Below are 22,103 nucleotides of genomic sequence, written 5' to 3'. Positions count from 1 at the left end.
GTGCCTGAGACCTACATCGTCAATTAAACGGCCCCAGATAATCCCGCTTGCCGATCGGCGCGCCGAGATGTCTCAGGATGTCGTGCGTCGTGACCACATGAAAATAGAAGTTCGGCAGCCCGAAGCCGAACAGATAATCGTCGCCGGAAAACGACGGCGAGAAGTCGGGAAACTTCAGCGTGACCGTGCGCGTCTCGCAACCGGCGAGCGACGCCTTGTCGATGCTCTTCAGAAACGCGATGGTCTTGTCGATGCGCGCCTGCAGCGACACGAAACTGTCCTCGTTGTCCTCGAAGCGCGGCGCTTCGATGCCGGCAAGACGCGCGGCCGATAGCTTCGCCGTGTCGCTCGCACGCTGGATTTGCGCGACGAGCGGCAGCATGTCGGGCGCAAGACGCGCATTGATGACATCGCCGTGAGCGAGGCCTTTCTGATCCGCGAAAGCGGCGCCCTTTTTCAGCAGATCCGCGCATACTTCGAGTCCGCGGATGAAGACGGGAATCGATGCGCGATACATCGTAAGAGACATGGAATTGCGCTCCTTGAGTTTTTGGTTTCGACTGCGGCAGGGCTGACAAGCATAGCGCCCCGCGCTTGAGCCCGCTCGAATCGGCGGAAACCCGCTCTCAACCCGGCGCATGGCGCGCTTCCCACGCGCGCAACGCCGCCTCGTAACGTTCGAGCGCTTCCTGATAAAGATCGAACACGCACGGATTGCAGCCGCTCTGACAGCAATCTTCCGGCAAGGGGCGCTCGGGCGGGCTCGGCCGCGGGTCGTTGTCGTGATCGGGCATCGGCTTAGGAAAGGCGTGGACGATCCATTGTGCATCGGCTTCGCGAGGCGGACGCGAGCGGCTAGACTTTGGCGGCGGATCGCGCCGCGCGCAATGCGATACTGCGCGCGGGGCACTTGTCCGCCCGTCATCACGTCGACAGGACCGAGGACTCACGCGATGAATCAGATCGTCAGCCTTGCGATCTCCGGCGCGCTCGCGAGCGCCTTGCTGGCCGGCTGCGCCGTGCCGCCGGACACCCCCGCGACGACTGCGTCGAGCGCCGCGCCGCAGGGCGCGTACTCCGCCGAAATCCGCCGTACGCAGGACGGCATTCCGCACATCCGCGCCGCCGACGTCGGCAGCCTCGGCTTCGGATTCGGCTACGCGCAGGCGCAAGACAACCTCTGCACGCTCGCCGATGGCTTCGTCACGTATCGCGGCGAGCGCTCGGCCTGGTTCGGCGCGGACGCCCGCCCGGCGTCGGCGGCGACGTTCGGTCAGCCGCGCAACATCGACGCCGATTTCTTCTTTCAGCTCGTTGGCGATCAGGCCACCGTCGAGCGTTACCGCGCGGCGCAGCCGGCCGATTTGCGCAGTTTGATCGACGGCTTCGCGAGCGGCTACAACCGCTATCTCGCCGATCTGAACGCGGGCCGCTTTCCGGGCGCGCACGCGGCGTGCCGCGGCAAGCCGTGGGTCGGCAACATCAGCGCCGGCGACGTCACGCTGCGGCTGATCGCGGCCAATCTCGCGAGCGGCTCGGCGCGCTTCGTGACGCCGATTGCGACGGCGCATCCGCCAAAGATCGCCGCAACGACGGCCCCTCGCACTGATGAAGGCGCGTCGCAAACGGCGCTCGACGCGCTGCGTTTTTCGATCGGCGAGCATCCGGGCATCGGCAGCAACGCGCTCGCATTCGGCGCGCCGATCACGCGCGACAAGCGCAGCATCCTGTTCGGCAATCCGCACTGGTTCTGGCGCGGGCCCGACCGTTTCTATCAGGCGCAACTGACGATTCCCGGCCAGATGAACGTCGCGGGCGTGTCGTTCCTCGGCGTGCCGCTGATCGTGCTCGGCTTCAACGAAAACATCGCGTGGACGCACACCGTCTCGAGCGCGCGGCGCTTCGGAATCTTCCAGTTGACGCTCGATCCCGCCGATCCGACGCGCTATCTCGTCGATGGCCAAAGCGAAGCGATGACGCCCGTGCCGCTCTCCGTGCGCGCCCGCCGCGCCGACGGCAGTGTCGAAACCGTGTCGCGCACGCTGTACCGCACGCGTTTCGGGCCCGTCGTCGATCTCTCCGCGATGGCGCAGGGTCTCGGCTGGAACGCGCAGCGCGCGTATGCGCTCGCCGACGTGAACGTCGACAACACGCGCGTGTTCCAGAACTTCTTCGCATGGAATCAGGCCCGCTCGCTCGCCGACTTCATGGCGATCCAGAAGCGCTACGCGGCGATGCCGTGGGCGAACACATTCGCCATCGGACGCGGCGACGAGCGCGTCTGGTTCGCCGATATCGGCCCGATTCCAAACGTGCCCGATGCGCTCGCCCAGTCATGCACGACGCCCGCCGGCCGCGCGTTCGCGGCGCGCGTGCCGGGCGTGCCTTTCCTCGACGGCTCGAAGAGCGCATGCGCGTGGCGCGTCGATCCGGCGAGCGTGCAGCCGGGCGCGCTGCCGCTCGATCAACTGCCCAATACCGTGCGCGGCGATTACGTCGGCAATTTCAACGACAGCTACTGGCTCACCAACGCCAACGCGCCGATGTCGGGCTATCCGCTCGTCGCGGGCGCGACGCGCACCGAGCAGTCGCTGCGCACGCGTTACGGCCATCTGCTCGCGGCGCGATTGCAGCGCGAGCGCGGCGGCGTGACGCGCGAGGCGCTGGAGACGGCCGTGCTGGAGACGAACTCGATGTCCGAGCGGCTCTTTCGCAAGCCGCTGCTCGACGCGGTCTGCACGGTCAACGAAGCGGGCGGGCCGCTGCACGAGCCCTGCGAAGTGTTGCGGCGCTGGAACGGCACGGCGGAGATCGACGCGCGCGGCGCGAATCTGTGGGACGAGTTCTGGCTGCGCGTGACGCGCATCGCGCCGGAGCGTCTGTACGAGTCGGGCTTCGATCCGAACAAGCCGCTCGCGACGCCCGGCGGCTTCAACGTCGACAATCCGGCCGTACTTCAGGACTTGCGCCAGGCGCTCGGCGGCGCGGCGCTCGCGCTCAGGCTCAACGGCTTCGCGATCGATTCGCGGCGCGGCGACATTCTCTATACGACACGCAACGGCGCGCGCGTGCCGCTTTACGGCGGCTGCGACGAAGCGGGCTATTTCACGATCGTCTGCGCGCGGCGGCCGCTCGACCGGCAAGGCTATCCGATGGACGCGAGCGGGCAGGGCGACAGCTACGTGCAGGTCGTGACGTTCGGCGAGAACGGCGTGGAAGCGGACACGATGCTGTCGCATTCCGAATCCGACGATCCGGCCTCGCCGCATTCCGGCGACGCGACGCGCGCGTTTGCCGCGAAACGCTGGCTGCGCTTTCCTTTTAGCGAACAGGCGATCGATTCGGACCCGGCGGTGACGCGCGCCGTCGTATCGGCCGCGCGCGATCAGGCGGCGAGCGCGGCGGGACGTTAACAAATCGCTTCAAAAGGCGCGCGTCCGGTCGAGCGGCGAGCAAATCCCGTCTATCATGGAAGTTTGCTCGAATGGAATTACGGTCATGACTATCGGCGACAGCACGCAACACGACGAAGCGGTGCGGCTCGATTCCGCCGCGCTGCGGGATTTCGTGGAACGCAAGTGGAACGACGAGATCGTGCCCGCACTCACCGACTACATCGCGGTGCCCGCGAAAAGCCCGATGTTCGACAGCGACTGGGCGCGCCACGGCTTTATCGAGCGCGTGGTCACGGATGCGGTGGACTGGGTCAAGACCCAGCCAGTGAAAGGCCTGAAAGTCGAGATCGTGCGCTTGCCCGAGCGCACGCCGGTCATTTTCTTCGAAGCGCCCGCGACACGTTCCGGCAGCACGGAAACGGTCGTGCTGTACGGCCATCTGGACAAACAGCCGGAATTCGAAGGCTGGCGCAGCGATCTCGGCCCGTGGACGCCGAAACTCGAAGACGACAAACTCTACGGCCGCGGCGGCGCCGACGACGGCTACGCGACCTACGCCAGCATCACCGCGCTCGCGGCGCTGGACGCGCAGGGCGTCGAGCGGCCGCGCTGCGTCGGCATCATCGAGACGTGCGAGGAATCGGGCAGCTACGATCTCCTGCCTTACATCGACGCGCTGCGCGACCGGCTCGGCGACGTCGGCCTCGTGATCTGTCTCGATTCCGGCGCGGGCAACTACGATCAGCTCTGGCTCACGACTTCGCTGCGCGGGCTCGTCGCCGGCGATCTCGAAGTGCAGGTGCTTGACGAGGGCATTCATTCGGGCGGCTACGGCGGCATTGCGCCATCGGCGTTCCGCATTCTGCGGCAACTGTTCGAGCGTCTCGAAGATTCGAGCACCGGCGATCTGTTGCCGAAGGAATTTCACTGCGCGATCCCGATGATGCGCCGCCGCGAAGCCGAAACCACCGCGCGCATTCTCGGCGACGACATCTGGAAGAAGCTGCCGTGGGCCTGCGGTCAAGACGGCGGCAGCGTGCTGCCGACGACTACCGATCCGCGCGAAGCGCTGCTGAATTCGACGTGGCGTCCGTCGCTCACGGTGACGGGCGCATCCGGCCTGCCGCCGCTCGCCGATGCAGGCAACGTGCTCGCGCCGCGCACGGCGTTCAAACTGTCGCTGCGCCTGCCGCCGCTCGTCGATGCGACCGAAGCCGTCACGCGCCTGCAACGGCTGCTCGAACGCGACGCGCCGTACAACGCCAAGGTCACGTTCAAGCCGGAAGCGGGCGCGGCCACGGGCTGGAACGCGCCCGATCTCGCGCCGTGGCTCGCGACCTCGCTCAACGAGGCGTCGAAACGTCACTTCGGCGCGAACGTCGCGTATATCGGCCAAGGCGGCACGATTCCGCTCATGAATACGCTGAAAGAAGGCTTCCCGCGCTCGCAGTTCATGGTGTGCGGCGTGCTCGGCCCGAGATCGAATGCACACGGCCCGAACGAGTTTCTGCACATTCCGTACGCGAAGAAGCTGACGGCTTCCGTCGCGGAAGTGATCGCGGCCGCGCCCTGAACCGCCGCAAGTCGTTCGATGAATCTGAAAGCCCGGTTCGGCCGGGCTTTTTTTTCGGCCGTTTTCAGCGATTTTGTAAAAACAAACTGGTAAGGCCAGTTGATCGTCTGTAAAGTGGGAGGCCCGCGCGTCTCGAAAACGACGCGCGCGCCATCTAACTACGGAGACGAGTGCCGCAATGAATGCATCCCCCACGTCCAACCTTGCCGCCAACGAACGACGCATCGCCGCCGACACGCTGCACGCCTACGTGCGCGCGATCTGGGAATCCGCCGGCAGCGCGCCGCGCGAGGCGGAACTGGTCGCGGATCACCTCGTGATGTCGAATCTGTCGGGCCACGACTCGCACGGCGTCGGGATGATTCCGCGTTACGTCGCGTCGCTGGGCGAGGGGCAATTGAAGCTCAACACGCACGCCGAGATCGTGCGCGACGCCGGCGCGGTGCTGACCGTCGACGGCCGCAAGGGATTCGGGCAGGTCGTCGCTTACGAGGCGATGGAGCACGGCATCGAACGCGCGAAGAAGCTCGGCGTGTGCGCCGTGGGCTTGCGCAACGCGCATCACATCGGGCGCATCGGCCACTGGGCGGAGCAGTGCGCGAAGGCGGGGCTCGTGTCGTTCCACTTCGTGAATGTGGCGGGCGATCCGCTCGTCGCGCCGTATGGCGGCATCGACCGGCGCTTCGGCACGAATCCGTTCTGCGCGGCGTATCCGCGCACGGGCAAGAGCCCGCTCGTGCTCGACTTCGCGACGGCCGGCATCGCGTACGGCAAGACGCGCGTCGCCTACAACAAGGGCGTGCAGGTCGCGCCGGGCATGCTGCTCGATCACGAAGGCAATCCGACCGTCGAGCCGAAGGTGATGCACGAAGAGCCGTTCGGCTCGCTCACCGCGTTCGGTCTGCACAAGGGTTCGGGACTCGCCGCGCTGTGCGAGATTTTCGGCGGGGCGCTGTCGGGCGGCTATACGACGCATGAGAGCACGCTGGAACAGTCGAGCGCGATCATCAACTGCATGACCTCGGTGATCGTCGATCCGAACGCCTTCGACGCGCCCGCCGCGCAAGCGGAAGCCGAGGCGTTCCTCGAATGGATGAAGGCGTCGCCCCGCGCCGAGGGCATCGATGCGATCTACGCGCCGGGCGAGCCGGAAGACGCACGTCGCGCGGACCGCGGCGCGAACGGCATCGCGATCGACCCGACGACGTGGACGCAAATCCGCGATTCGGCCACCAAATCGGGCATGGCGGAAGCGGACATCGAGAAGTTCGCGAGCGCGCTGAAGTAAGTTTCGATGCAGGGCGCGGCAAATTGGTCAAGCCAGTTTGCCGCGCCGCGTGCGATTACGCGGTCATGTCCTGCGCGATCCAGTCGATGACCGACGTGCGCTTCGGATTCCAGCCGAGCACATCACGCGTGCGCTGGCTACGCACGCGGCTGTTCGAACCGAGACCGTACGACGCCATTTCGTAGCCCCATTCCTCGATCGCCTGATCGAGCGGCCAATCCTCCGGCCCGCGCAGCCCGAGCGCCTTCGCCATGGCGGCGGTCATGTCGCGAAATTGCGCTTCGCCGCTCTCGACGAAGTAGAACGTGCCCGCCGGCGACTTTTCGAGCGCGAGGCGATAGATCTCGACGACATCGTCGATATGCACGTTCGACCAGATGTTCAGCCCGCGCCCCACATGCCGCACGATCCCGCTCTTCTTCGCCTGGCGTTCGAGGCGCGGCAACTGCACGCTCGACGTATCCGGCACTGCGCCGTGTCCGTAGATCAGCGTGTTGCAGAGCACGGCGGAGCGCACGCCGCGCTTCGCGGCGTCCAGCACGAGATTGTCGATGGCGACGCGCGGCGCCTTGTCGGGCGTCGGTTCCGGCAAATCGTTCTCGGTGTAGATCATGTCCGACGCCTCGCCGCCTGACGCGTCGCCGACGATGCTCGACCCGCTCGTGTGCAGAAACGGCTTGTTCGAGCCTTCGAGCGCGGCGATCAGCGCCTCGACCGCGCCGCGATGATCGCTGCTCGCCGCGTTGATGACCGCATCGGCGGCGCGCGCTTCGGCGGCGAGCAGGGCGGTGTCATCCAGACTGCCGATCACCGGTTCGATATTCAGACGCTTCAGGTCGTCGGCCTGCTCGGCGCGCCGGATCAGCCCGCGCACGCGATGGCCGTCGCGCGCGAGTCCCGCCGCAATCGATCCGCCGATGAAACCGCCCGCGCCCGTGATGAAAATGTTCATATTCCTGCTCCGTTGAATGTTCAAACTGCGATGAATGCAGTATGGACCGCTTCGACTTTCGCAAAAACAGTGATAGTCTCAAATGAAACTTGACTTCGAATCAATAATTTGAAGACCAACACGGATGAACTGCTCGTTTTCGTCACGGTGATCGACGCCGGTTCGATGACGGCTGCCGCCGAAATGCTTCAGCAGACGGTATCGGGCGTGAGCCGTACTTTGACGCGGCTGGAGAAGAAGCTCGATGCCACGCTCGTGCGTCGCACGACGCGCCGTCTGCAACTGACCGACGAAGGCGAACTCTTTCTCGCGCGCGCCCGTGCCATCCTCGCGGCGATGGAAGATGCCGAAGAAACGATGGCCCGCCATCGCGAGCGGCCCGCCGGAAGGCTGCGCGTGGACGCGGCGTCGCCATTCGTGCTTCACTGCATCGTGCCGCACGTGCAGGCGTTCGCGGCGCTGTATCCGGAGATCACGCTGGAATTGACGAGCAACGAGCGCATCGTGGACTTGCTGGAGCAGCGCGTGGATATCGCGATTCGCATCGGCGCGCTGCGGGATTCGACGCTGCGCGCCCGCGCGCTCGGCAGCAGCCGTCTACGCGTGCTGGCGAGTCCCGCTTATCTCGCGGAGCATGGCGAGCCGCGCGACATCGACGAACTGATGCGCGCGCGCCTGATCGGTTTCACCGCGCCCGAAAGCCTCAACGACTGGCCGCTCGCCGACACGCGCGACGGCCGCGGCGCGTCGTTCGTGTCGATCCGTGCGGCGATCGCGGCATCGAGCGGCGAGACGATACGGCAGCTCGCGCTCGATGGCGGCGGCATTGCCTGCCTCGCCGAGTTCATGACCGCCGCCGACATGCGCGCGGGCCGCTTGCGCACAATACTCGACGACATCCTCGAAGACGTGCGCCAGCCGGTTAACGCGGTGTATTACCAGAGCGAATCGATGGCGGTCCGCTCGCGCGCTTTTCTCGATTTCCTCGCGAGCAGGCTCGAACTCTGATGCGCGCTGCCCGCCGATTCAACCCAACCCCACCGAACCCGACCATGCCACCGATCGAAACCATTACCGCGCCCGGCCTGCCCATTCCCGCCGGCCACTACAGCCACGCGACGCGCGCGGGCAACCTCGTCTGCGTGTCCGGTCAGTTGCCGGTCCGCCCAGACGGGACGCATACCGGCGACCTGCCGTTCGAAGCGCAGGCCGAGCAAACGCTGTCGAACCTGCGAACCGTGCTCGAAGCGGCGGGCGCGGGCCTTTCGGACTGCATCGAAGTGACGGTGTATCTCGTCGGCGTCGAGCACTGGAAGGCGTTCAACGAGATTTACGCGCGCCACTTCGGCACGTGGAAGCCGGCGCGCGCCGTCGTGCCCGTCGGCGCGCTGCACTACGGCTATCTGCTGGAAATTTCAGCGCGCGCCTGGGTCGAGCGCGCGTAGCCGCTAGGCCAGATCCAGCGGATTCGTCAGGTCGCCGAGCGGCGTCTCGCCATTCGCCGCGAACGCGCGATCCCGCGCCGCGACGCCTTCGAGCGGTGCGAGATCGTGCACGCGCGAGATGAAGCGCAGGATCGAGTTCGTGTCGTAGACCGTGTGATCGACGTAGCCCTTTTTCGCGAAGGGCGATATCACGAGCGCCGGAATGCGCGAGCCGGGACCCCAGCGATCGCCCTTCGGCGGCGAAACGTGATCCCACCAGCCGCCGTTTTCGTCGACGGTGACGACGATCACGGTGTTCTGCCACTGCGGCCCGCGCCGGATGTGCTCGATCACGTTCGCGATATGGCGGTCGCCCGAGGCGATGTCCGCGTAGCCCGCGTGCATGTTGAGATTGCCCTGCGGCTTGTAGAACGTGACGGTCGGCAGGCGGCCCGCATCGATATCGGCGAGCAGCTTGTTCGTCGATGGATCGTCGCCGAGACCGGCGTCACGCAGATGCTGCGCGCGCGCGGCCGTGCCCGGCGCGAAGTTCGCGAAGTAATTGAACGGCTGATGGTGATACTGAAAATCCGGCACGGCACCGGTGTCGCGATGCTCCAGCGCGTACTGCCAGGCGCCGGAATACCACGCCCAGTCGACGTTCCTCTCCGACAGGCGATCGCCGATGGTCGCGTAGGTCTGTGGCGGCAGCACGAGCGCGTTCGATCTGTCGGCGAAACGCGGATCGCCGCCTTGCGGGGGCGGCACGTTGCTCGGCTGATACGGCGGAAACATGGTGTTGACCGCGTAGCCGTCGGCGGTGAGCGCGCCGTCGCGCACGTATTTGGGCGGTCCCTGGAGCGCTGATTGGGGCGAATCCGGCGCGAGCTTCAGGCGCGTGCCCTTGGGGTCGTCGCCCTCGATGACCGCGAGCAGCTTCGCCGCCGGTCCGTTTTTCACATCCGGATAGAAGGGCGCCTGCGCCGAAATCAGGAAGATATGGTTCAGCCACGAGCCGCCGAATGCCGACATGAAGAAGTTGTCGCAGAGCGTGTATTGCTGCGCCAGCCCCCACAGCCTGAGCGTGTCCGGCGAGTTCCGGTAATGGCCCATGACGAGTCCGCCCGAATCGCCCCAGGCCGCGAACTGATTGTTGCGGCCGGCGTTGATCTGCATCTGGTTCTGGTAAAAGCGATGCACGAGATCCCGCGTGATGACGGAATTGGGCAGCGGCGCGCCCTGCGCGTCCATGATCTGAAAGGGCGCGTTGCGCAGACCGGCGATCTGCGGCTCGGTGATCGCGTAGCGCTTGCCGTCGACCTCCTGCGCCTGCGGCACGAGCCCGCCCCAGATTTTCGGCAGCGTGGACATGGGCGTGGCGCCGTCGCGATCGAGTTGCACGTAGCGAGAGGCAGGCACCGCCGACAGCGGATACTGCACGCCCGGATAGTCGCCGTAGAGATTCGTGAAGCTGCGATTTTCGGCGTAAATCACGACGATATTCCGCACTTTGGCCGCGAGCGTGCGATCGAGCGCGAGGTCGGCCGCGGTCTTGGGCGTGGCCGGCTTCTGGTCGAACAGATTGCACCCGCCGAGCGACAGGCCCGCGATGCCGACACCCGCCGCGAGCAGCCGGCGCCGCGCGGGGTCCGCAGGAGCGTCGCCGGAAGGGGTGTCGTTGTCGTTGCTGGAGGGAAGCTCGTTTTGCGGATGGTCGTGCTCATTCATCGCCTGACTCCTCGTGAATAGGCGCACACGCCCGATGGCGCGCGCCTGCATGATCGGCACCGAAAGATGACGCGCCTGTACACGGCGCCCCATTCGACCGTCCTGCGGCTGACGGGTCGATTGAGCGGCAATGATGCCGCAACGGCCGCTTGCGTGAAAGCTGGCCGAACGGCATAGGAGAAAAATCAGAACGATGTGCGACTCGGCCTATGTCTTTTGGCCGACTGGAAACCGCAATGCAGGGTGACTAACATCAACTGAATACGAGCTTAGCTCCGACCAGAACCAGCGTCGCGGCGAGCACATGGCGCAGCAGCGCTTCCGGCGCCTTGGAGGACAGCATGCTGCCGATGGCAATGCCCGGAATCGAGCCGACGAGAAGCGAAGCGAGCAGCGACCAGTCGACCGAGCCGAGCATCCAGTGGCCCGCGCCGGCGATCAGCGTCAGCGGCACGGCGTGCGCCACGTCGGAGCCGACGATGCGCACCGTCGCGAGACGCGGATAGAGCAGGAGCAGCACGGTCACGCCGATCGCGCCCGCGCCCACGGAGGTGATGGAGACCAGCATGCCGAGTATCGCGCCGGTCGCAACGGTCCAGGCGGCGGTGCGCACCGGGTGTTCGGGGCGGCCGTGGCCCTTTTTATAGGCGAAGCGCGCGAGCTGCGGCCGGAAAATCAGCGAGACGGCGGTAATGAGCAGCGCGGTGCCGAGAATGAGCTGAATGAGCCGCGCGGTGCCCGGCGATGCAATGCCGTGCTCATGCAGGAAATACAGTGTGATGGCGGCGGCCGGCACGCTGCCCGCCGCGAGACGGCCGGTGATGCGCCAGTCGACTGAGCCCTTGATGCCGTGCACGAGCGTGCCGGCGGTCTTGGTCGCGGCGGCGTACAGCAGGTCGGTGCCCACTGCCGTCGCCGGGTGAATGCCGAACAGCAGCACGAGCAGCGGCGTCATCAGCGAACCGCCGCCCACGCCCGTCAGGCCGACCAGGAACCCTACCGCGAGCCCTGAGGCAGAATAAAGTAAGTCGATATGCGGAAATGACATTGCGCGCGGAGAACCCGTCAGGCGTGGTTGGGTCGAAAAACCGTCGATGATAGCGGGTAAGCGGCTCACTTGCTTCAGGAAGCGCGCGAAAGCGGCATGGGCGCGCATTTGCGGAAGCTTACGAAACACCCTGCAGATCACTTTCAGGAAGGTGCGATGAATACACAGCAACAGACGCAGGAACAGGTGCAGGAACAGATCCAGCAGTCGCAGGCCAGACTGGCGGACGAGGCGTTCATCCCCACCGAGCACGCCAGCATGCCGAGCGAGCGCCAGTTCGTGCTGAAGTCCGGCAACACCTTCGCCGTGTACGACGCGAACGGCGACATCCGCGGCCACGACGACGGACTTTTCGTCAACGACACGCGCGTGCTCTCGGAACTCGTGCTGACCTTCGGCGGCCGCGCACCGTCGCTGCTTTCGGGCAGCGTATCGAGCGACAACGCCGTGTTCACCGCGCACCTGACGAACCGCCCGCTGCCGCCGATCGGCGGGGCGCGCACGCCCGAGGGCGTGATTCACGTCGAGCGCAAGCGCGTGCTGTCGGGCCATGTGCTGCACGAGAGCATCGTGCTCACGAACTACGGCACCGAGCCCTCCACCGTGCCGCTTTCGATTTCCTTCGCGGCGGACTTTCTCGACATGTTCGAGGTGCGCGGCGCGACGCGCGGCAAGCGCGGCACCCTGCGGCCGCCGGAGATCGAGAACGGCGAAGTGGTGCTGCGCTATGTCGGTCTCGATGAAGTGGAACGCACGGCGCGCATCCAGTTCACGCCCGCGCCGGACGTGCTCTCTCCGACGCGCGCGGATTACGCGCTGCATATCCAGTCGGAAACCGCGATCTCCATGTATCTGTCGGTGACGGCGGTGACGCACGCCCTGTCCGACGCCAGTGAGGAAAGCAAGCGCAACGCGGCGGAAGCGGCCGAGTGCGCGCCCGAATCGGGCCGCCCGGCGATTCGCGAGGCGCTCGTCGAGGCGCATCGCCGCATGCGGGACCGGCGCCGCGCCAGCGCGCGCGTGCGCTCGAGCAATCCGCTCTTCAGCGAATGGATCGACCGTTCGCTCGCCGACCTCGGCCTGCTCACCACCGATCTCGAAACCGGCCCTTATCCGTACGCAGGCATCCCGTGGTTTTCGACGGCATTCGGCCGCGACGCCATCATCACGTCGCTGCAGATGCTTTGGCTGCATCCCACGCTCGCGCGGGGCGTGCTGCGCTTTCTCGCCGCCCATCAGGCGCGAGAGGACTCCGCGTTCCGCGATGCCGAAATCGGCAAGATCATGCACGAGACGCGCAAGAGCGAAATGGCCGCGACCGGCGAGGTGCCGTTCGCGCTGTACTACGGCGGCGTGGACAGCACGCCGCTCTTCATCGTGCTGGCGGGCGCGTACGTCGAGCGCACCGGCGATCGCGAGCTGATCGATGAAATCTGGCCCGCGCTGCAACTCGCGGCGCAATGGGTCGCGCGTCATTGCGACAAGAACCCGCACGGCCTGCTCGACTATCAGCGCGCGTCGGAGCACGGTCTCGCAAATCAGGGCTGGAAGGACAGTCAGGATTCGGTCTTCCACGCGGACGGCAAGTTCCCGATCGGGCCGATCGCGCTGGTCGAAGTGCAGGCGTACGCGTCCACCGCGTTTTCCACGATGGCGCGCCTCGCCCGCGAGCGTGGCGAAGACGAGCAGGCGGGCGACTACGAGCGGCGCGCGCGGCACATTCGCGAACGCGTGGAGGCGATGTACTGGATGCCGGAGATGGATTTTTACGGCATCGCGCTCGACGGCAAGGGCGAACTGTGCCGCGTGTTGTCATCGAACGCGGGGCATCTGCTGGCGTTCGATCTCGTCGAGCGCAAGCGTGGCGAAGCCGTCGCGCGTCAGCTCGAATCGACGCTCTTTCACACTGGCTGGGGCGTGCGCACGCTGGCCGCGAGCCAGCCGCGCTTCAATCCGATGTCGTATCACAACGGCTCCGTGTGGCCGCACGACACGGCGCTGTGCGCGCGCGGCCTCGCGCGTTACGGCGAGCGCGGCGCGGCCGTGGGCTTGCTGCAATCGCTGTTCGAAGCGGCCGTCACCTTCGACATGCGCCTGCCGGAGCTGTTCTGCGGATTCACGCGCCAGCGCGGCGAGCGGCCGATTGCGTATCCGGTCGCATGCCTGCCGCAAGCCTGGGCGGCGGGTGCGCCTTTCATGGTTCTGGAAGCTTGTCTCGGCGTGACCGTCGACGCCATTAACGACGAAGTGCGCATCGACCGGCCGCAACTGCCCGAGGGTATCGACTGGCTGGAAATCGGCGATCTGCGCCTCGGCGACAAGATCGCCACGATCACGTTCAGGCGCGTCGGCGGGCAGGTGATTCCGTCGGTGGACGGCGACGTGCGGGTCGTCGCCGTGCTTTGAAGCGGCGAGCGGTTTGAACCGGCTTAAACCGCCACGCTGCCGACGTAGTTTTCCGCGAGCGCCGTGGCGGCGGCGCGCGAAGTCGTCACGTGTTCGAGTTCCGCCACTTGCAGCCGCTGCTCGAACGGCGAGGTGTCGTCGAGCTTGTGCAGCATGCGCGTCATCCACCACGAGAAGTGCTCGGCGCGCCATACGCGCTTGAGCGCCGTCTCGGTGTAGCGGGCGAGCTTGTCGCTGTGGCCTTCCTTGTAGAAATCGACGAGCGCGGCGTTCAGCACGCGCACGTCCGACACCGCGAGGTTCAGGCCCTTCGCGCCGGTCGGCGGCACGATGTGCGCGGCGTCGCCGGCGAGAAAGAGCTTGCCGGACTGCATCGGCGTGGACACGAAGCTGCGCATGCCGACGATATTCTTCTGGAAGATCTTGCCTTCCGTGATCTGCCAGCCATCGGCGGTATCCACGCGTGCATGCAGTTCGGCCCAGATGCGGTCGTCCGACCAGGCATCGACGGAATCCTTCGGGTCGCACTGGAAATACATGCGCTGCACGCCCGGCGAGCGCGTGCTGATGAGCGCGAAGCCGCGGTCGTGGCGCGCGTAGATGAGTTCGTCGGAAGAGGGCGGCGCTTCGACCAGAATGCCGAACCAGCCGAACGGATAGATACGCTGATAGTCCTGCCGCACCGCCTCGGGAATGCACTGACGCGCCACGCCCTGCGAACCATCACAACCGATGATGAAGTCGCATTCGAGTTCTTCATCGCGGCCTTCGTGCTGATACTTGATGCGCGGCTTGCGGTCGCTGCCATCGTGGAAGTCGTGCAGTGACACGTTCGACACGTTGAACTTGAGCGCGCCGTTCGCCGCCAGCCGCGCCGCGACGAGATCCTTGATGACTTCGTGCTGCGCGTACACTGTGATCGAATGTCCGGTCAGTTCGGTCAGCGCGATGCGGCGCCGCTGGCCTTCAAAGGCGAGTTCGAAGCCGTGATGCAGCGCGCCTTCCGCCTGCATGCGCGCGCCGAGACCGGCCTGGCTGAGCGTGTCCATCGTGCCTTGTTCGAGCACGCCGGCGCGAATCGTCGATTCGATATCGTTCTGGCTGCGCGCTTCGAGCACGACCGATTCGATGCCGCGCAGATGCAGCAGATGGGAGAGAAGGAGTCCGGCGGGGCCCGCGCCGATAATGCCGACTTGTGTACGCATGATGTCTCCGTGAGGCAGTGGTGATGTTGTGCGTACAGTGTCGGAAAAGCGGCCTTATGCCGCAACGCGATAGCGAAGATAGGGTCTATCTTAATTTGAGATAAAGGCCCGAAAATGGCCGAAAATGCGTCGAATCGAGGGTAAATCCCTACGTGAAGCGGGCGGCGTCGGACGCCGCCCGCGTCTTGAAACTTACTCCGCGCGCTCTTCCTTCAACTGATTGCGCCGGTATTCACCCTGCCGCGTGAGCATCCAGCCGGGATATTCGGCGGGCAACTGGCTCACTTCGTCGAGTGCGGCGAGTTCGTCCGCGTTGAGCCGGACCTTCGTCGCCGCGATGTTGTCGTCCAGTTGCTCCACGCGTTTCGCGCCGATGATCACGCTCGACACCGCCTTCTGATGCAGCAGCCACGCCAGCGCGACCTGCGCGACCGATACGCCTTTGGCCTCGGCCACGCGCCGCATCACGTCGACGCAGTCATGCGCGCGTTCGACATTGACGGGCGGAAAGTCGAACTTGGTGCGGCGGCTGCCTTCTTCCTTGCCGCCGTCGCGCGTGTACTTGCCGGACAGCAGGCCGCCCGCGAGCGGACTCCACACCATCAGGCCGACGTTCTCGCTTTGCAGCAGCGGCACGATCTCGCGCTCCAGATCGCGGCCCGCGATCGTGTAATACGCCTGGAGCGACTCGAAGCGCGCAAGCCCGAGCCGCTCCGAAATGCCGAGCGCCTTCATGATCTGCCACGCGGCCCAGTTCGACACGCCGATATACCGCACATGCCCGTGCTGAACGAGATTGTCGAGCGCGCGCAGCGTTTCCTCGATCGGCGTCGCCGGATCGAAGCCGTGAATCTGGTACAGATCGACGTGATCGAGTTGCAGGCGCTTCAGGCTCGCCTTCACGCCGTCGATGATGTGATAGCGCGACGCACCCCGCGAATTCGCGCCCTTGGTGCCGGTTTCGCCGAGAATCTTCGTCGCGACGACCACGTTTTCGCGCGGCACTTTCAGATTCTTCAACGCCTGACCGGTGATGATTTCGGAGCGGCCGTCGGCGTAGACATCGGCGGTATCGATGAAATTGATGCCCGCGTCGAGCGAGCGCCCGATCAGCGCGTCCGCCTCCGCCTGCTGCAACTGCCCGATGTTGTCCCAGATTCCGCCGGTGCCGCCGCCGAAGGTCATCGTGCCCAAGCACAGTTCGGAGACGAAAAGACCGGTATTGCCGAATTTCCTGTAGCGCATGGTTGCTCCCGAGTGACGCCGAGTGACGGATAGAGCGCGGCATCGCACGAGCAAGACGAGGCGATCCGCGCAGGCAATGCAGTATCGTCCCGGGTCGCGGCCGGGTCATAGCCTGATCCTGTTCGATCCTTGCCTGTTCCTGCAAACGCGCAGGGCGGCCCCGAGCAATCCCGCGCTGGCGCGAGTAAGCTAGTCGGACTCCTCCCATCTCGAAATAGTCCGCGAATCATGGCTTTGAACGACACGCCCGGCCTCGCCGGAAAAGACAGTCACGACCAGCCGAGAGAGAGCCGCCACGGCGGCACGGCCGATGCCGCGCTGGATCAGGCGCGGCTCGATCTCGTCGCGCTGCTCGACCGGTTCACCATCGGTTGCGAAGGCTCGGTCGAAACGCCGGTGCCGGGGCTTTTCCTGCATCGCATCATGAATCCGGGCGGGCCGAAGCATGGCATCCAGACGCCGGCGCTCGCGCTGATTGCGCAAGGCAGCAAGCGTCTCATGGTCGGCGACGAGGTGTATATCTACGATCCGATGCACTATCTGGTGTCGTCGGTGGATCTGCCCGTGTGCGGGCAGGTGTCGGTCGCGAGCGAATCGGAGCCGTATCTGGGCATGCGGCTCGATCTCGATGTCGACGAAATCACGTCGCTGATCCAGGACGAACATCTGCCGCCCGCGACGCAGGCCGACGCATCGCGCGGCCTGTACGTGAACCGCCTCGGCAACACGATGCTCGACGCGGTCCTGCGCCTGTTGCACCTCGTCGATCACCCCGAAGACGTGCCGATCCTCGCGCCGCTCGTGAAGCGCGAGATTCTCTATCGGCTGCTGATGAACGGCTCGGGCGCGCGGCTGCGGCAGATCGCGCTGCAGGACAGCCAGACGCAGCGCATCGCCAAGGCCATCCAGTTGCTGCGCCAGAATTTTGATCAACCGCTGAGGGTGGAAGATATCGCACGCGACGTGCACATGAGCGTGTCGTCGCTGCATCATCATTTCAAGGCCGTCACCGCCATGAGCCCGTTGCAGTATCAGAAGCAGCTGCGGCTGCAGGAAGCGCGCCGCCTGATGATGCTCGATATCGTCGACGCCGCCACGGCCGCGCATCGCGTGGGCTACGAGAGCGCGTCTCAGTTCAGCCGCGAATACAGCCGCCTGTTCGGCGCGCCGCCGCTGCGCGATACCCGCCGCTGGCGCGATGCGACGGCGGCCGCGGCCGGCGCTTGAACAACAATATTTCGATGAACCCCTGGCCGAGCGCGCGCGAATGGTCTTGAATGGATTGCCGACAGCCGATGCGAAGGCGCTGCCGCATCGATTTATTTCATCGTCCGCGGAATAGTGCAGCGCTTACGAACGTTCTACGGATACTTCTACAACAGGAAAGATGAAATGAAGAAGCGCATCCAGATGTTCGCCGCTGCCGCAACGGTCGCAACCGTGTTCGCCTCGCTCGCTTCGTCCGCGCAAGCCGCGGCGCCGAAGGAAGCCAACGGCATGTATGTCGATGAAAACGGCATGACGCTCTATACCTTCGACAAGGACACCAAAGGCGGCGCGAGCGCCTGCACGGGCGGCTGCGAGCAGGCGTGGCCCGCCGCCATGGCAAGCGATTCGGACAAGCCGAGCGGCAAATGGACCATGGAATCCGCCGATGGCGGCAAGCAATGGGCCTACGACGGCAAGCGCGTCTATCGCTTCGCGAAGGACACGAAGCCCGGCGACAAGAACGGGGACAACTTCCGCGACGTCTGGCATGTCGTGAAGCCCTGAAAGCGTTCGCATCGCGGCGGACTCGCGGAATAAACCGGCGAGTCCGCCGGTCTATCAATCAACGGGTATGGATCATGAAACGATCGATCGGAGTGACGGCGCTCCTGATCGCGCTCGGCCTCGCATTCGGCGCGGCCGGTTGCGCGACCGGCACGCAAAGTGCGCCGGGATCATCGGGCGCGCCAAGCGCGCCGGCGGGCGGAGGCAGCTACTGATGGCGCGGGCCTTCATTGCGTCGCGCGCGCAGACGGACGCGCGGCCTTGAGCTTCGAGAGCGACCTGCTCGCGCATCTGCCGCAGTTGCGGCGCTATGCGCGCGCGCTGACGGGAGACCGCGCCTGGGCCGACGATCTGGTGCAGGACGCGACCGAGCGCGCGCTCAACCGCGCGAAATCGTTCCAGGCCGGCACGAATTTGCGCGCGTGGCTGTTCACGATCATGCGCAATCTGTATATCGACCAGTTGCGCGGGCGCCGCGACATCGCGGTCGACGACGAAACCGCGCCCTGGCGGCACATGGCCGCGCCGCGCGGGGAAATCGACGGCCTCGTGCTGCGCGACGTGCAGCGCGCGCTGTACTGTCTGCCGGTCGAGCAGCGCGAAGTGATGCTGCTCGTGTGTGTCGAGGAAATGAGTTATCAGGAGGCCTCCGTGGTGTTGAACGTGCCGACCGGAACCGTGATGTCGCGCCTTTCGCGGGCGCGGGAGCACATGCGCGTTCTGCTCGGCGAGGAACCGGGCCGCAAGGCGTCGGCGTCGCTGAAAGTGGTGAGCCGCTCATGACGAATCAAGACCGTCCATCCGAAGGCGGCGACCGTATGGGGCCGCCAAAGCCCGATCGCGATCTGCAGGCGCTGTCCGCCTTCATCGACGACGAACTGCCCGGCGACGAGCGCGACGCCGTGGCCGCGCGCATCGCGGCCGATCCCGCGAGCCAGGCGACCGTCGATGCGTATCGCGCGCAGGACAACGCGTTGCGCGCGCTGTTCGCCGACCAGACCGAGCCGCAAGTGGTTCGGCTGCGGCCGCGCTCGCGCGAGCGCTATCTGATCGCGGCGTGCTTTCTGGTCGTCGGCATCGCGTGCGGGTATCTCATGCACATGCTTCTGCCCGCGCTCGGCGAGAAGCCGCGCTTCGCGGAGCGCGCGGATATCGCGTATGCGGTGTACGCGCCCGAGCAGCGGCACGCGGTGGAAGTGGCGGCGTCGCAGCAGGATCATCTGGTCACGTGGCTCTCGAAGCGGCTCAATCGCGCGGTGACGATTCCGTCGCTGGCCGAGTACGGTTTTCAGCTCGTCGGCGGACGCCTGTTGCCGGACGAAGAGGGGCCCGCCGCGCAGTTCATGTACCAGAACGCGGCAGGCGAACGTCTTACGCTCTACATGACGACCGCCACGATCCGCGGGAACGACAACCGTATCCGGATGCTGAAGGACGGTCAGCGCACGACGTTCTACTGGGCGTGGAACCGGGTCGGCTATGCACTCTCGGGGCAGATCGGCGAGGCGAAGCTGCAGGCGATCGCCTATGACACCTGCAAGGAGCTCGGCGGCGATCCCAAGAACTGGTGAGCCGTCGATCCAAGGAAAAGGCCGCAGCGAAGACGATTCGCTGCGGCCTTTCTTCATGCGCTGCCCGGCTTAGTAATAACGATGCGGCGGCGGTGCAACGCGGTGGTGATGACGCTCCCACTCGCTGCGCTGCCAGTAGCGATGACCATCCCAGTAGCGGTCGCCATGCCAGCCGACGTTCACGTGATGCGGCGCGGGGCGATGCATGTCCGCCGAAGCGACGTTCGCGAGGCCCATGCCCAGCGCGGCGGCGAGGGAGGCGATCAGCAGGCTCTTTTTCGTCTTGTTCATGATGTTGGCTCCTTTCTCGTGTGCCCGTTCAACCGATGCGCGCACGGAACTGCGATGCATCGGGTAAGAGTTCAGTGGGTCGATTCAGTGCGGGTTCAATCGCGGTAATAGCCGTGATGATGGTGATATCCGCCGCCATCCGGCACGACGATGCAGCCCGACAGCGCGCTAGTCAGCAACACGCCCAACGCTGCCAGGATCGCTAGTTTCTTCATTGGTTTCTCCCTGTGAATCCGTGAGAACCAATTTAGCGGTTCGCAAAATGACAAGCCGTGTTCGTTTGTAAGCAAACGTGTAACCTGAAATAATTGCAACGGCCGCCTGAAAGGAAGCGACGCGGCGCGTCGCGCCCGTTGCAAGCGGCCGCGCAACGCGTTATCCTGAACTCCGATTCGAATTGTCGGAGTGATCATGTCTCATATCAGCACGGGCGTCGAGTATGCGCTGCATTGCATGCTGTATCTCGCGGAGCCGCCGCACGGCGTGCGCGAGGCGAGCGTGCGCGACCTCGCTGAGTTGCAGGGCGTGCCGGCGGAGTATGTCGCGAAGCTCTTCACCAAGCTGCACAAGGCCGGGCTCGTGGTAGCGACGGAAGGCGCGCGCGGCGGCTTCGCGCTCGCGCGGCCGTCGCGTGAGATCAGCGTGCTGGATGTCGTCGACGCGATCGACGGCGACAAGCCGCTTTTCGACTGCAGAGAGATTCGCGCGCGCTGCGCCGTGTTCGGCGAAGACGCGCCGCCCTGGGCGACGAGCGGCGTCTGCGCGGTTCACGCGGTGATGAAGAACGCCGAGAAGCGCATGCGCGAGGCGCTGGCGGCGGACCGCATCTCCGATCTCGCGGACCGCTTGCATGCCAAGGCGCCGCGCACGTTCGCGCCGCAGGTCGTCAAGTGGCTGGACGAGCGCACCCACCAGCGGCGCGCGGGCAGAACCTGAGGTTCGAGCCGGACTAGCGGACGATCTTCGGCTTCATGTTCGGCGTGAGCGACACTCCGACCACGTGACCATCGCGCACGCCGCAACGGCTATCCACGCGCGTCCATTGTTCCTTGCCGCGCGCCTTCGCAAAGGCGCGCATCACGATCACCTTGTCCACGGGAATCGGATTGCCGACGCTGAAGATCGCAGTATCATCGTCGATTTTCGCGGACAGCACGCGCCGGTCGGGGACGATCAGCGTGTCGTACTTCGGCGCGTTCTCGACCCAGCGATCGAAAGCGGCGACGCATTGCGCGACGGATTCCGGCACGTGGAGCTTCGTCAGATACGAATAATCCTCGGGCAGATCTCGCGCTTCCTGCGCTTCGGCGAACTGAAACATCGACGCGGACAGCGCGAGCGCGCACAAGACGGGGGCAAGCATGTTCTTCATGCGATGAACGATGAAAAAGGGCGTTCGGAACGGGCGGGCAGAGCGCGGGATCGCCAAGGACACGGATCGCGTGAATGGCGCTGTGAGGGAGGCGCGCGCCTGCGCTGGAATGGCGCGAAGTATACCGTGTGAAGTTTTGTCACGTCGAGCGAATTGCGCATTCCGAATGCCGATCGAAAGCATCGCGCGGGGCGTTGTATCCTTCGAATCGGACGAACACGGCGGCGAGGTGCGCAATGAAAGCGGTGCAATGGTCGCAACAGGACGGCACGGGGCTCGAATATCTGGTTCTGAACGAGTCGCCGGAGGGCGCCGTGATCGAAAGCGCGGTCGTGGGCGAAGACGAGGCGCATGCGTTCGGCCTCGTCTATCGCATCGAGTGCGATGCGCGCTGGCAGGTCACGCGTCTCGCGCTCAAGCTCGCGGGCGGCGCAACGCTCGATCTGCATCGCAAGGGCGGCGACAACGGCGACGCGCATGCGTGGAGCGGCGCGAACGGCGAAGCGCACGAACTGCTGCGCGGCTGCATCGACGTGGACATCACCGCGACGCCTTTCACCAACACCTTGCCGATTCGCCGTCTGCGGCTCGAACGCGGCGAGCGGCGCGTGATTCGCGTCGTCTATGTGCGCGTGCCCGAGCTCAGCGTGAGCGCCGTGGAGCAGGCGTACACGTGCCTCGAGCCGGATCGCCGCTATCGCTACGAAGGGCTCGATACGGGCTTCACAGCGGATATTACCGTCGATGAAGACGGCCTCGTGCTCGACTATCCCGGCCTCTATACGCGCATCCGGCGATAATAAGCGCACCTCCGCTTCGAACCGCTTCGGAC

At 65.5% G+C, this 22,103-nt stretch carries 22 protein-coding genes; 13 read left to right on the top strand and 9 right to left on the bottom strand.

What is annotated here, in order from left to right:
- Positions 1-19: 19 nt before the first annotated feature.
- Both LY284_RS18990 and LY284_RS18985 read right to left on the bottom strand, forming a co-directional pair.
- On the bottom strand, positions 20-529 hold the full coding sequence (locus tag LY284_RS18990) for a DUF1993 family protein (RefSeq protein WP_014250902.1): 510 nt from the start codon (positions 527-529) through the stop codon (positions 20-22).
- A 97-nt stretch (positions 530-626) separates the two neighbouring features.
- Positions 627-794: an oxidoreductase-like domain-containing protein gene (locus LY284_RS18985; protein ID WP_233387609.1), complete on the bottom strand. Its 168-nt coding sequence runs from the start codon at positions 792-794 to the stop codon at positions 627-629.
- Positions 795-953: 159 nt separating this feature from the next.
- Between LY284_RS18985 and LY284_RS18980 the strand changes: the two genes are divergently transcribed.
- The 3 genes from LY284_RS18980 (at position 954) to LY284_RS18970 (ending at position 6,256) form a co-directional block, all read left to right on the top strand.
- A complete protein-coding gene (locus LY284_RS18980; protein ID WP_233387608.1) occupies positions 954-3,413 on the top strand; it encodes a penicillin acylase family protein in 2,460 nt (819 codons plus the stop codon).
- A gap of 85 nt (positions 3,414-3,498) precedes the next feature.
- On the top strand, positions 3,499-4,968 hold the full coding sequence (locus LY284_RS18975; RefSeq protein ID WP_233387607.1) for a M20 family metallopeptidase: 1,470 nt from the start codon (positions 3,499-3,501) through the stop codon (positions 4,966-4,968).
- 178 nt (positions 4,969-5,146) lie between these two features.
- Positions 5,147-6,256: a malate/lactate/ureidoglycolate dehydrogenase gene (locus tag LY284_RS18970; protein WP_233387606.1), complete on the top strand. Its 1,110-nt coding sequence runs from the start codon at positions 5,147-5,149 to the stop codon at positions 6,254-6,256.
- 55 nt (positions 6,257-6,311) lie between these two features.
- Here the strand turns inward: LY284_RS18970 and LY284_RS18965 are convergent, their stop codons facing one another.
- On the bottom strand, positions 6,312-7,208 hold the full coding sequence (locus LY284_RS18965) for an NAD-dependent epimerase/dehydratase family protein (protein ID WP_233387605.1): 897 nt from the start codon (positions 7,206-7,208) through the stop codon (positions 6,312-6,314).
- A 108-nt stretch (positions 7,209-7,316) separates the two neighbouring features.
- Between LY284_RS18965 and LY284_RS18960 the strand changes: the two genes are divergently transcribed.
- Together LY284_RS18960 and LY284_RS18955 are read left to right on the top strand one after the other, a co-directional pair.
- Complete coding sequence (locus tag LY284_RS18960) at positions 7,317-8,216, top strand: LysR family transcriptional regulator (protein WP_233387604.1); 900 nt, start codon at positions 7,317-7,319, stop codon at positions 8,214-8,216.
- A gap of 44 nt (positions 8,217-8,260) precedes the next feature.
- On the top strand, positions 8,261-8,653 hold the full coding sequence (locus LY284_RS18955; protein ID WP_233387603.1) for a RidA family protein: 393 nt from the start codon (positions 8,261-8,263) through the stop codon (positions 8,651-8,653).
- 3 nt (positions 8,654-8,656) lie between these two features.
- Here LY284_RS18955 and LY284_RS18950 read toward each other — a convergent pair whose 3' ends face one another.
- Both LY284_RS18950 and LY284_RS18945 read right to left on the bottom strand, forming a co-directional pair.
- The gene (locus tag LY284_RS18950) at positions 8,657-10,360 is read right to left on the bottom strand and encodes an acid phosphatase (protein ID WP_233388384.1); all 1,704 of its coding nucleotides are present in this window, start codon (positions 10,358-10,360) and stop codon (positions 8,657-8,659) included.
- A gap of 253 nt (positions 10,361-10,613) precedes the next feature.
- Positions 10,614-11,408, bottom strand: coding sequence for a sulfite exporter TauE/SafE family protein (locus LY284_RS18945; protein WP_053569457.1), 795 nt, complete (start codon positions 11,406-11,408; stop codon positions 10,614-10,616).
- Between the two features lie 156 nt (positions 11,409-11,564).
- Between LY284_RS18945 and LY284_RS18940 the strand changes: the two genes are divergently transcribed.
- Positions 11,565-13,814, top strand: a complete 2,250-nt coding sequence (locus LY284_RS18940) for an amylo-alpha-1,6-glucosidase (protein ID WP_077159110.1) — start codon at positions 11,565-11,567, stop codon at positions 13,812-13,814.
- A gap of 23 nt (positions 13,815-13,837) precedes the next feature.
- Here the strand turns inward: LY284_RS18940 and LY284_RS18935 are convergent, their stop codons facing one another.
- Together LY284_RS18935 and LY284_RS18930 are read right to left on the bottom strand one after the other, a co-directional pair.
- Positions 13,838-15,019, bottom strand: a complete 1,182-nt coding sequence (locus tag LY284_RS18935; RefSeq protein ID WP_045454006.1) for a 4-hydroxybenzoate 3-monooxygenase — start codon at positions 15,017-15,019, stop codon at positions 13,838-13,840.
- 192 nt (positions 15,020-15,211) lie between these two features.
- A complete protein-coding gene (locus tag LY284_RS18930; RefSeq protein ID WP_053569454.1) occupies positions 15,212-16,264 on the bottom strand; it encodes an aldo/keto reductase in 1,053 nt (350 codons plus the stop codon).
- Positions 16,265-16,492: 228 nt separating this feature from the next.
- Between LY284_RS18930 and LY284_RS18925 the strand changes: the two genes are divergently transcribed.
- The 5 genes from LY284_RS18925 to LY284_RS18905 all read left to right on the top strand — a co-directional run bounded on the left by LY284_RS18925 (position 16,493) and on the right by LY284_RS18905 (position 19,608).
- Positions 16,493-17,491, top strand: coding sequence for an AraC family transcriptional regulator (locus LY284_RS18925; protein WP_041731702.1), 999 nt, complete (start codon positions 16,493-16,495; stop codon positions 17,489-17,491).
- Between the two features lie 165 nt (positions 17,492-17,656).
- Positions 17,657-18,037 carry a hypothetical protein gene (locus tag LY284_RS18920; RefSeq protein ID WP_233387602.1) on the top strand — a complete coding sequence of 127 codons (381 nt, stop codon included), beginning with the start codon at positions 17,657-17,659 and terminating at the stop codon, positions 18,035-18,037.
- Between the two features lie 74 nt (positions 18,038-18,111).
- Positions 18,112-18,252 (top strand): hypothetical protein, encoded by a 141-nt coding sequence (locus LY284_RS18915; RefSeq protein WP_156903125.1) that lies wholly within the window; start codon positions 18,112-18,114, stop codon positions 18,250-18,252.
- A gap of 46 nt (positions 18,253-18,298) precedes the next feature.
- Positions 18,299-18,820 (top strand): RNA polymerase sigma factor, encoded by a 522-nt coding sequence (locus LY284_RS18910; RefSeq protein ID WP_014250888.1) that lies wholly within the window; start codon positions 18,299-18,301, stop codon positions 18,818-18,820.
- Positions 18,817-19,608, top strand: coding sequence for an anti-sigma factor (locus LY284_RS18905; protein WP_082378104.1), 792 nt, complete (start codon positions 18,817-18,819; stop codon positions 19,606-19,608). The genes LY284_RS18910 and LY284_RS18905 overlap by 4 nt, the downstream gene beginning before the upstream one ends.
- A 69-nt stretch (positions 19,609-19,677) precedes the next feature.
- Here LY284_RS18905 and LY284_RS18900 read toward each other — a convergent pair whose 3' ends face one another.
- Entirely contained in the window at positions 19,678-19,899 is a 222-nt protein-coding gene (locus LY284_RS18900) for a hypothetical protein (RefSeq protein ID WP_233387601.1), read from the bottom strand.
- A 411-nt stretch (positions 19,900-20,310) separates the two neighbouring features.
- On the opposite strand from LY284_RS18900, the gene LY284_RS18895 reads away from it, so the two are divergent.
- On the top strand, positions 20,311-20,835 hold the full coding sequence (locus LY284_RS18895; protein WP_014250885.1) for an Rrf2 family transcriptional regulator: 525 nt from the start codon (positions 20,311-20,313) through the stop codon (positions 20,833-20,835).
- Positions 20,836-20,848: 13 nt separating this feature from the next.
- On the opposite strand, the gene LY284_RS18890 is transcribed toward LY284_RS18895, so the two are convergent.
- The gene (locus LY284_RS18890) at positions 20,849-21,271 is read right to left on the bottom strand and encodes a BspC domain-containing protein (RefSeq protein ID WP_233387600.1); all 423 of its coding nucleotides are present in this window, start codon (positions 21,269-21,271) and stop codon (positions 20,849-20,851) included.
- A gap of 236 nt (positions 21,272-21,507) precedes the next feature.
- Between LY284_RS18890 and LY284_RS18885 the strand changes: the two genes are divergently transcribed.
- A complete protein-coding gene (locus LY284_RS18885; protein WP_233387599.1) occupies positions 21,508-22,071 on the top strand; it encodes a putative glycolipid-binding domain-containing protein in 564 nt (187 codons plus the stop codon).
- The last annotated feature ends 32 nt before the right edge of the window (positions 22,072-22,103 follow it).

The sequence above is a fragment of the Caballeronia sp. PC1 genome, from assembly GCF_021353155.1.
In the GTDB taxonomy this organism is placed as follows: Bacteria; Pseudomonadota; Gammaproteobacteria; order Burkholderiales; family Burkholderiaceae; genus Caballeronia; species Caballeronia cordobensis.
Note: the sequence above shows the minus strand (reverse complement) of the source record. Positions and strands in the feature narration are given on the sequence as shown.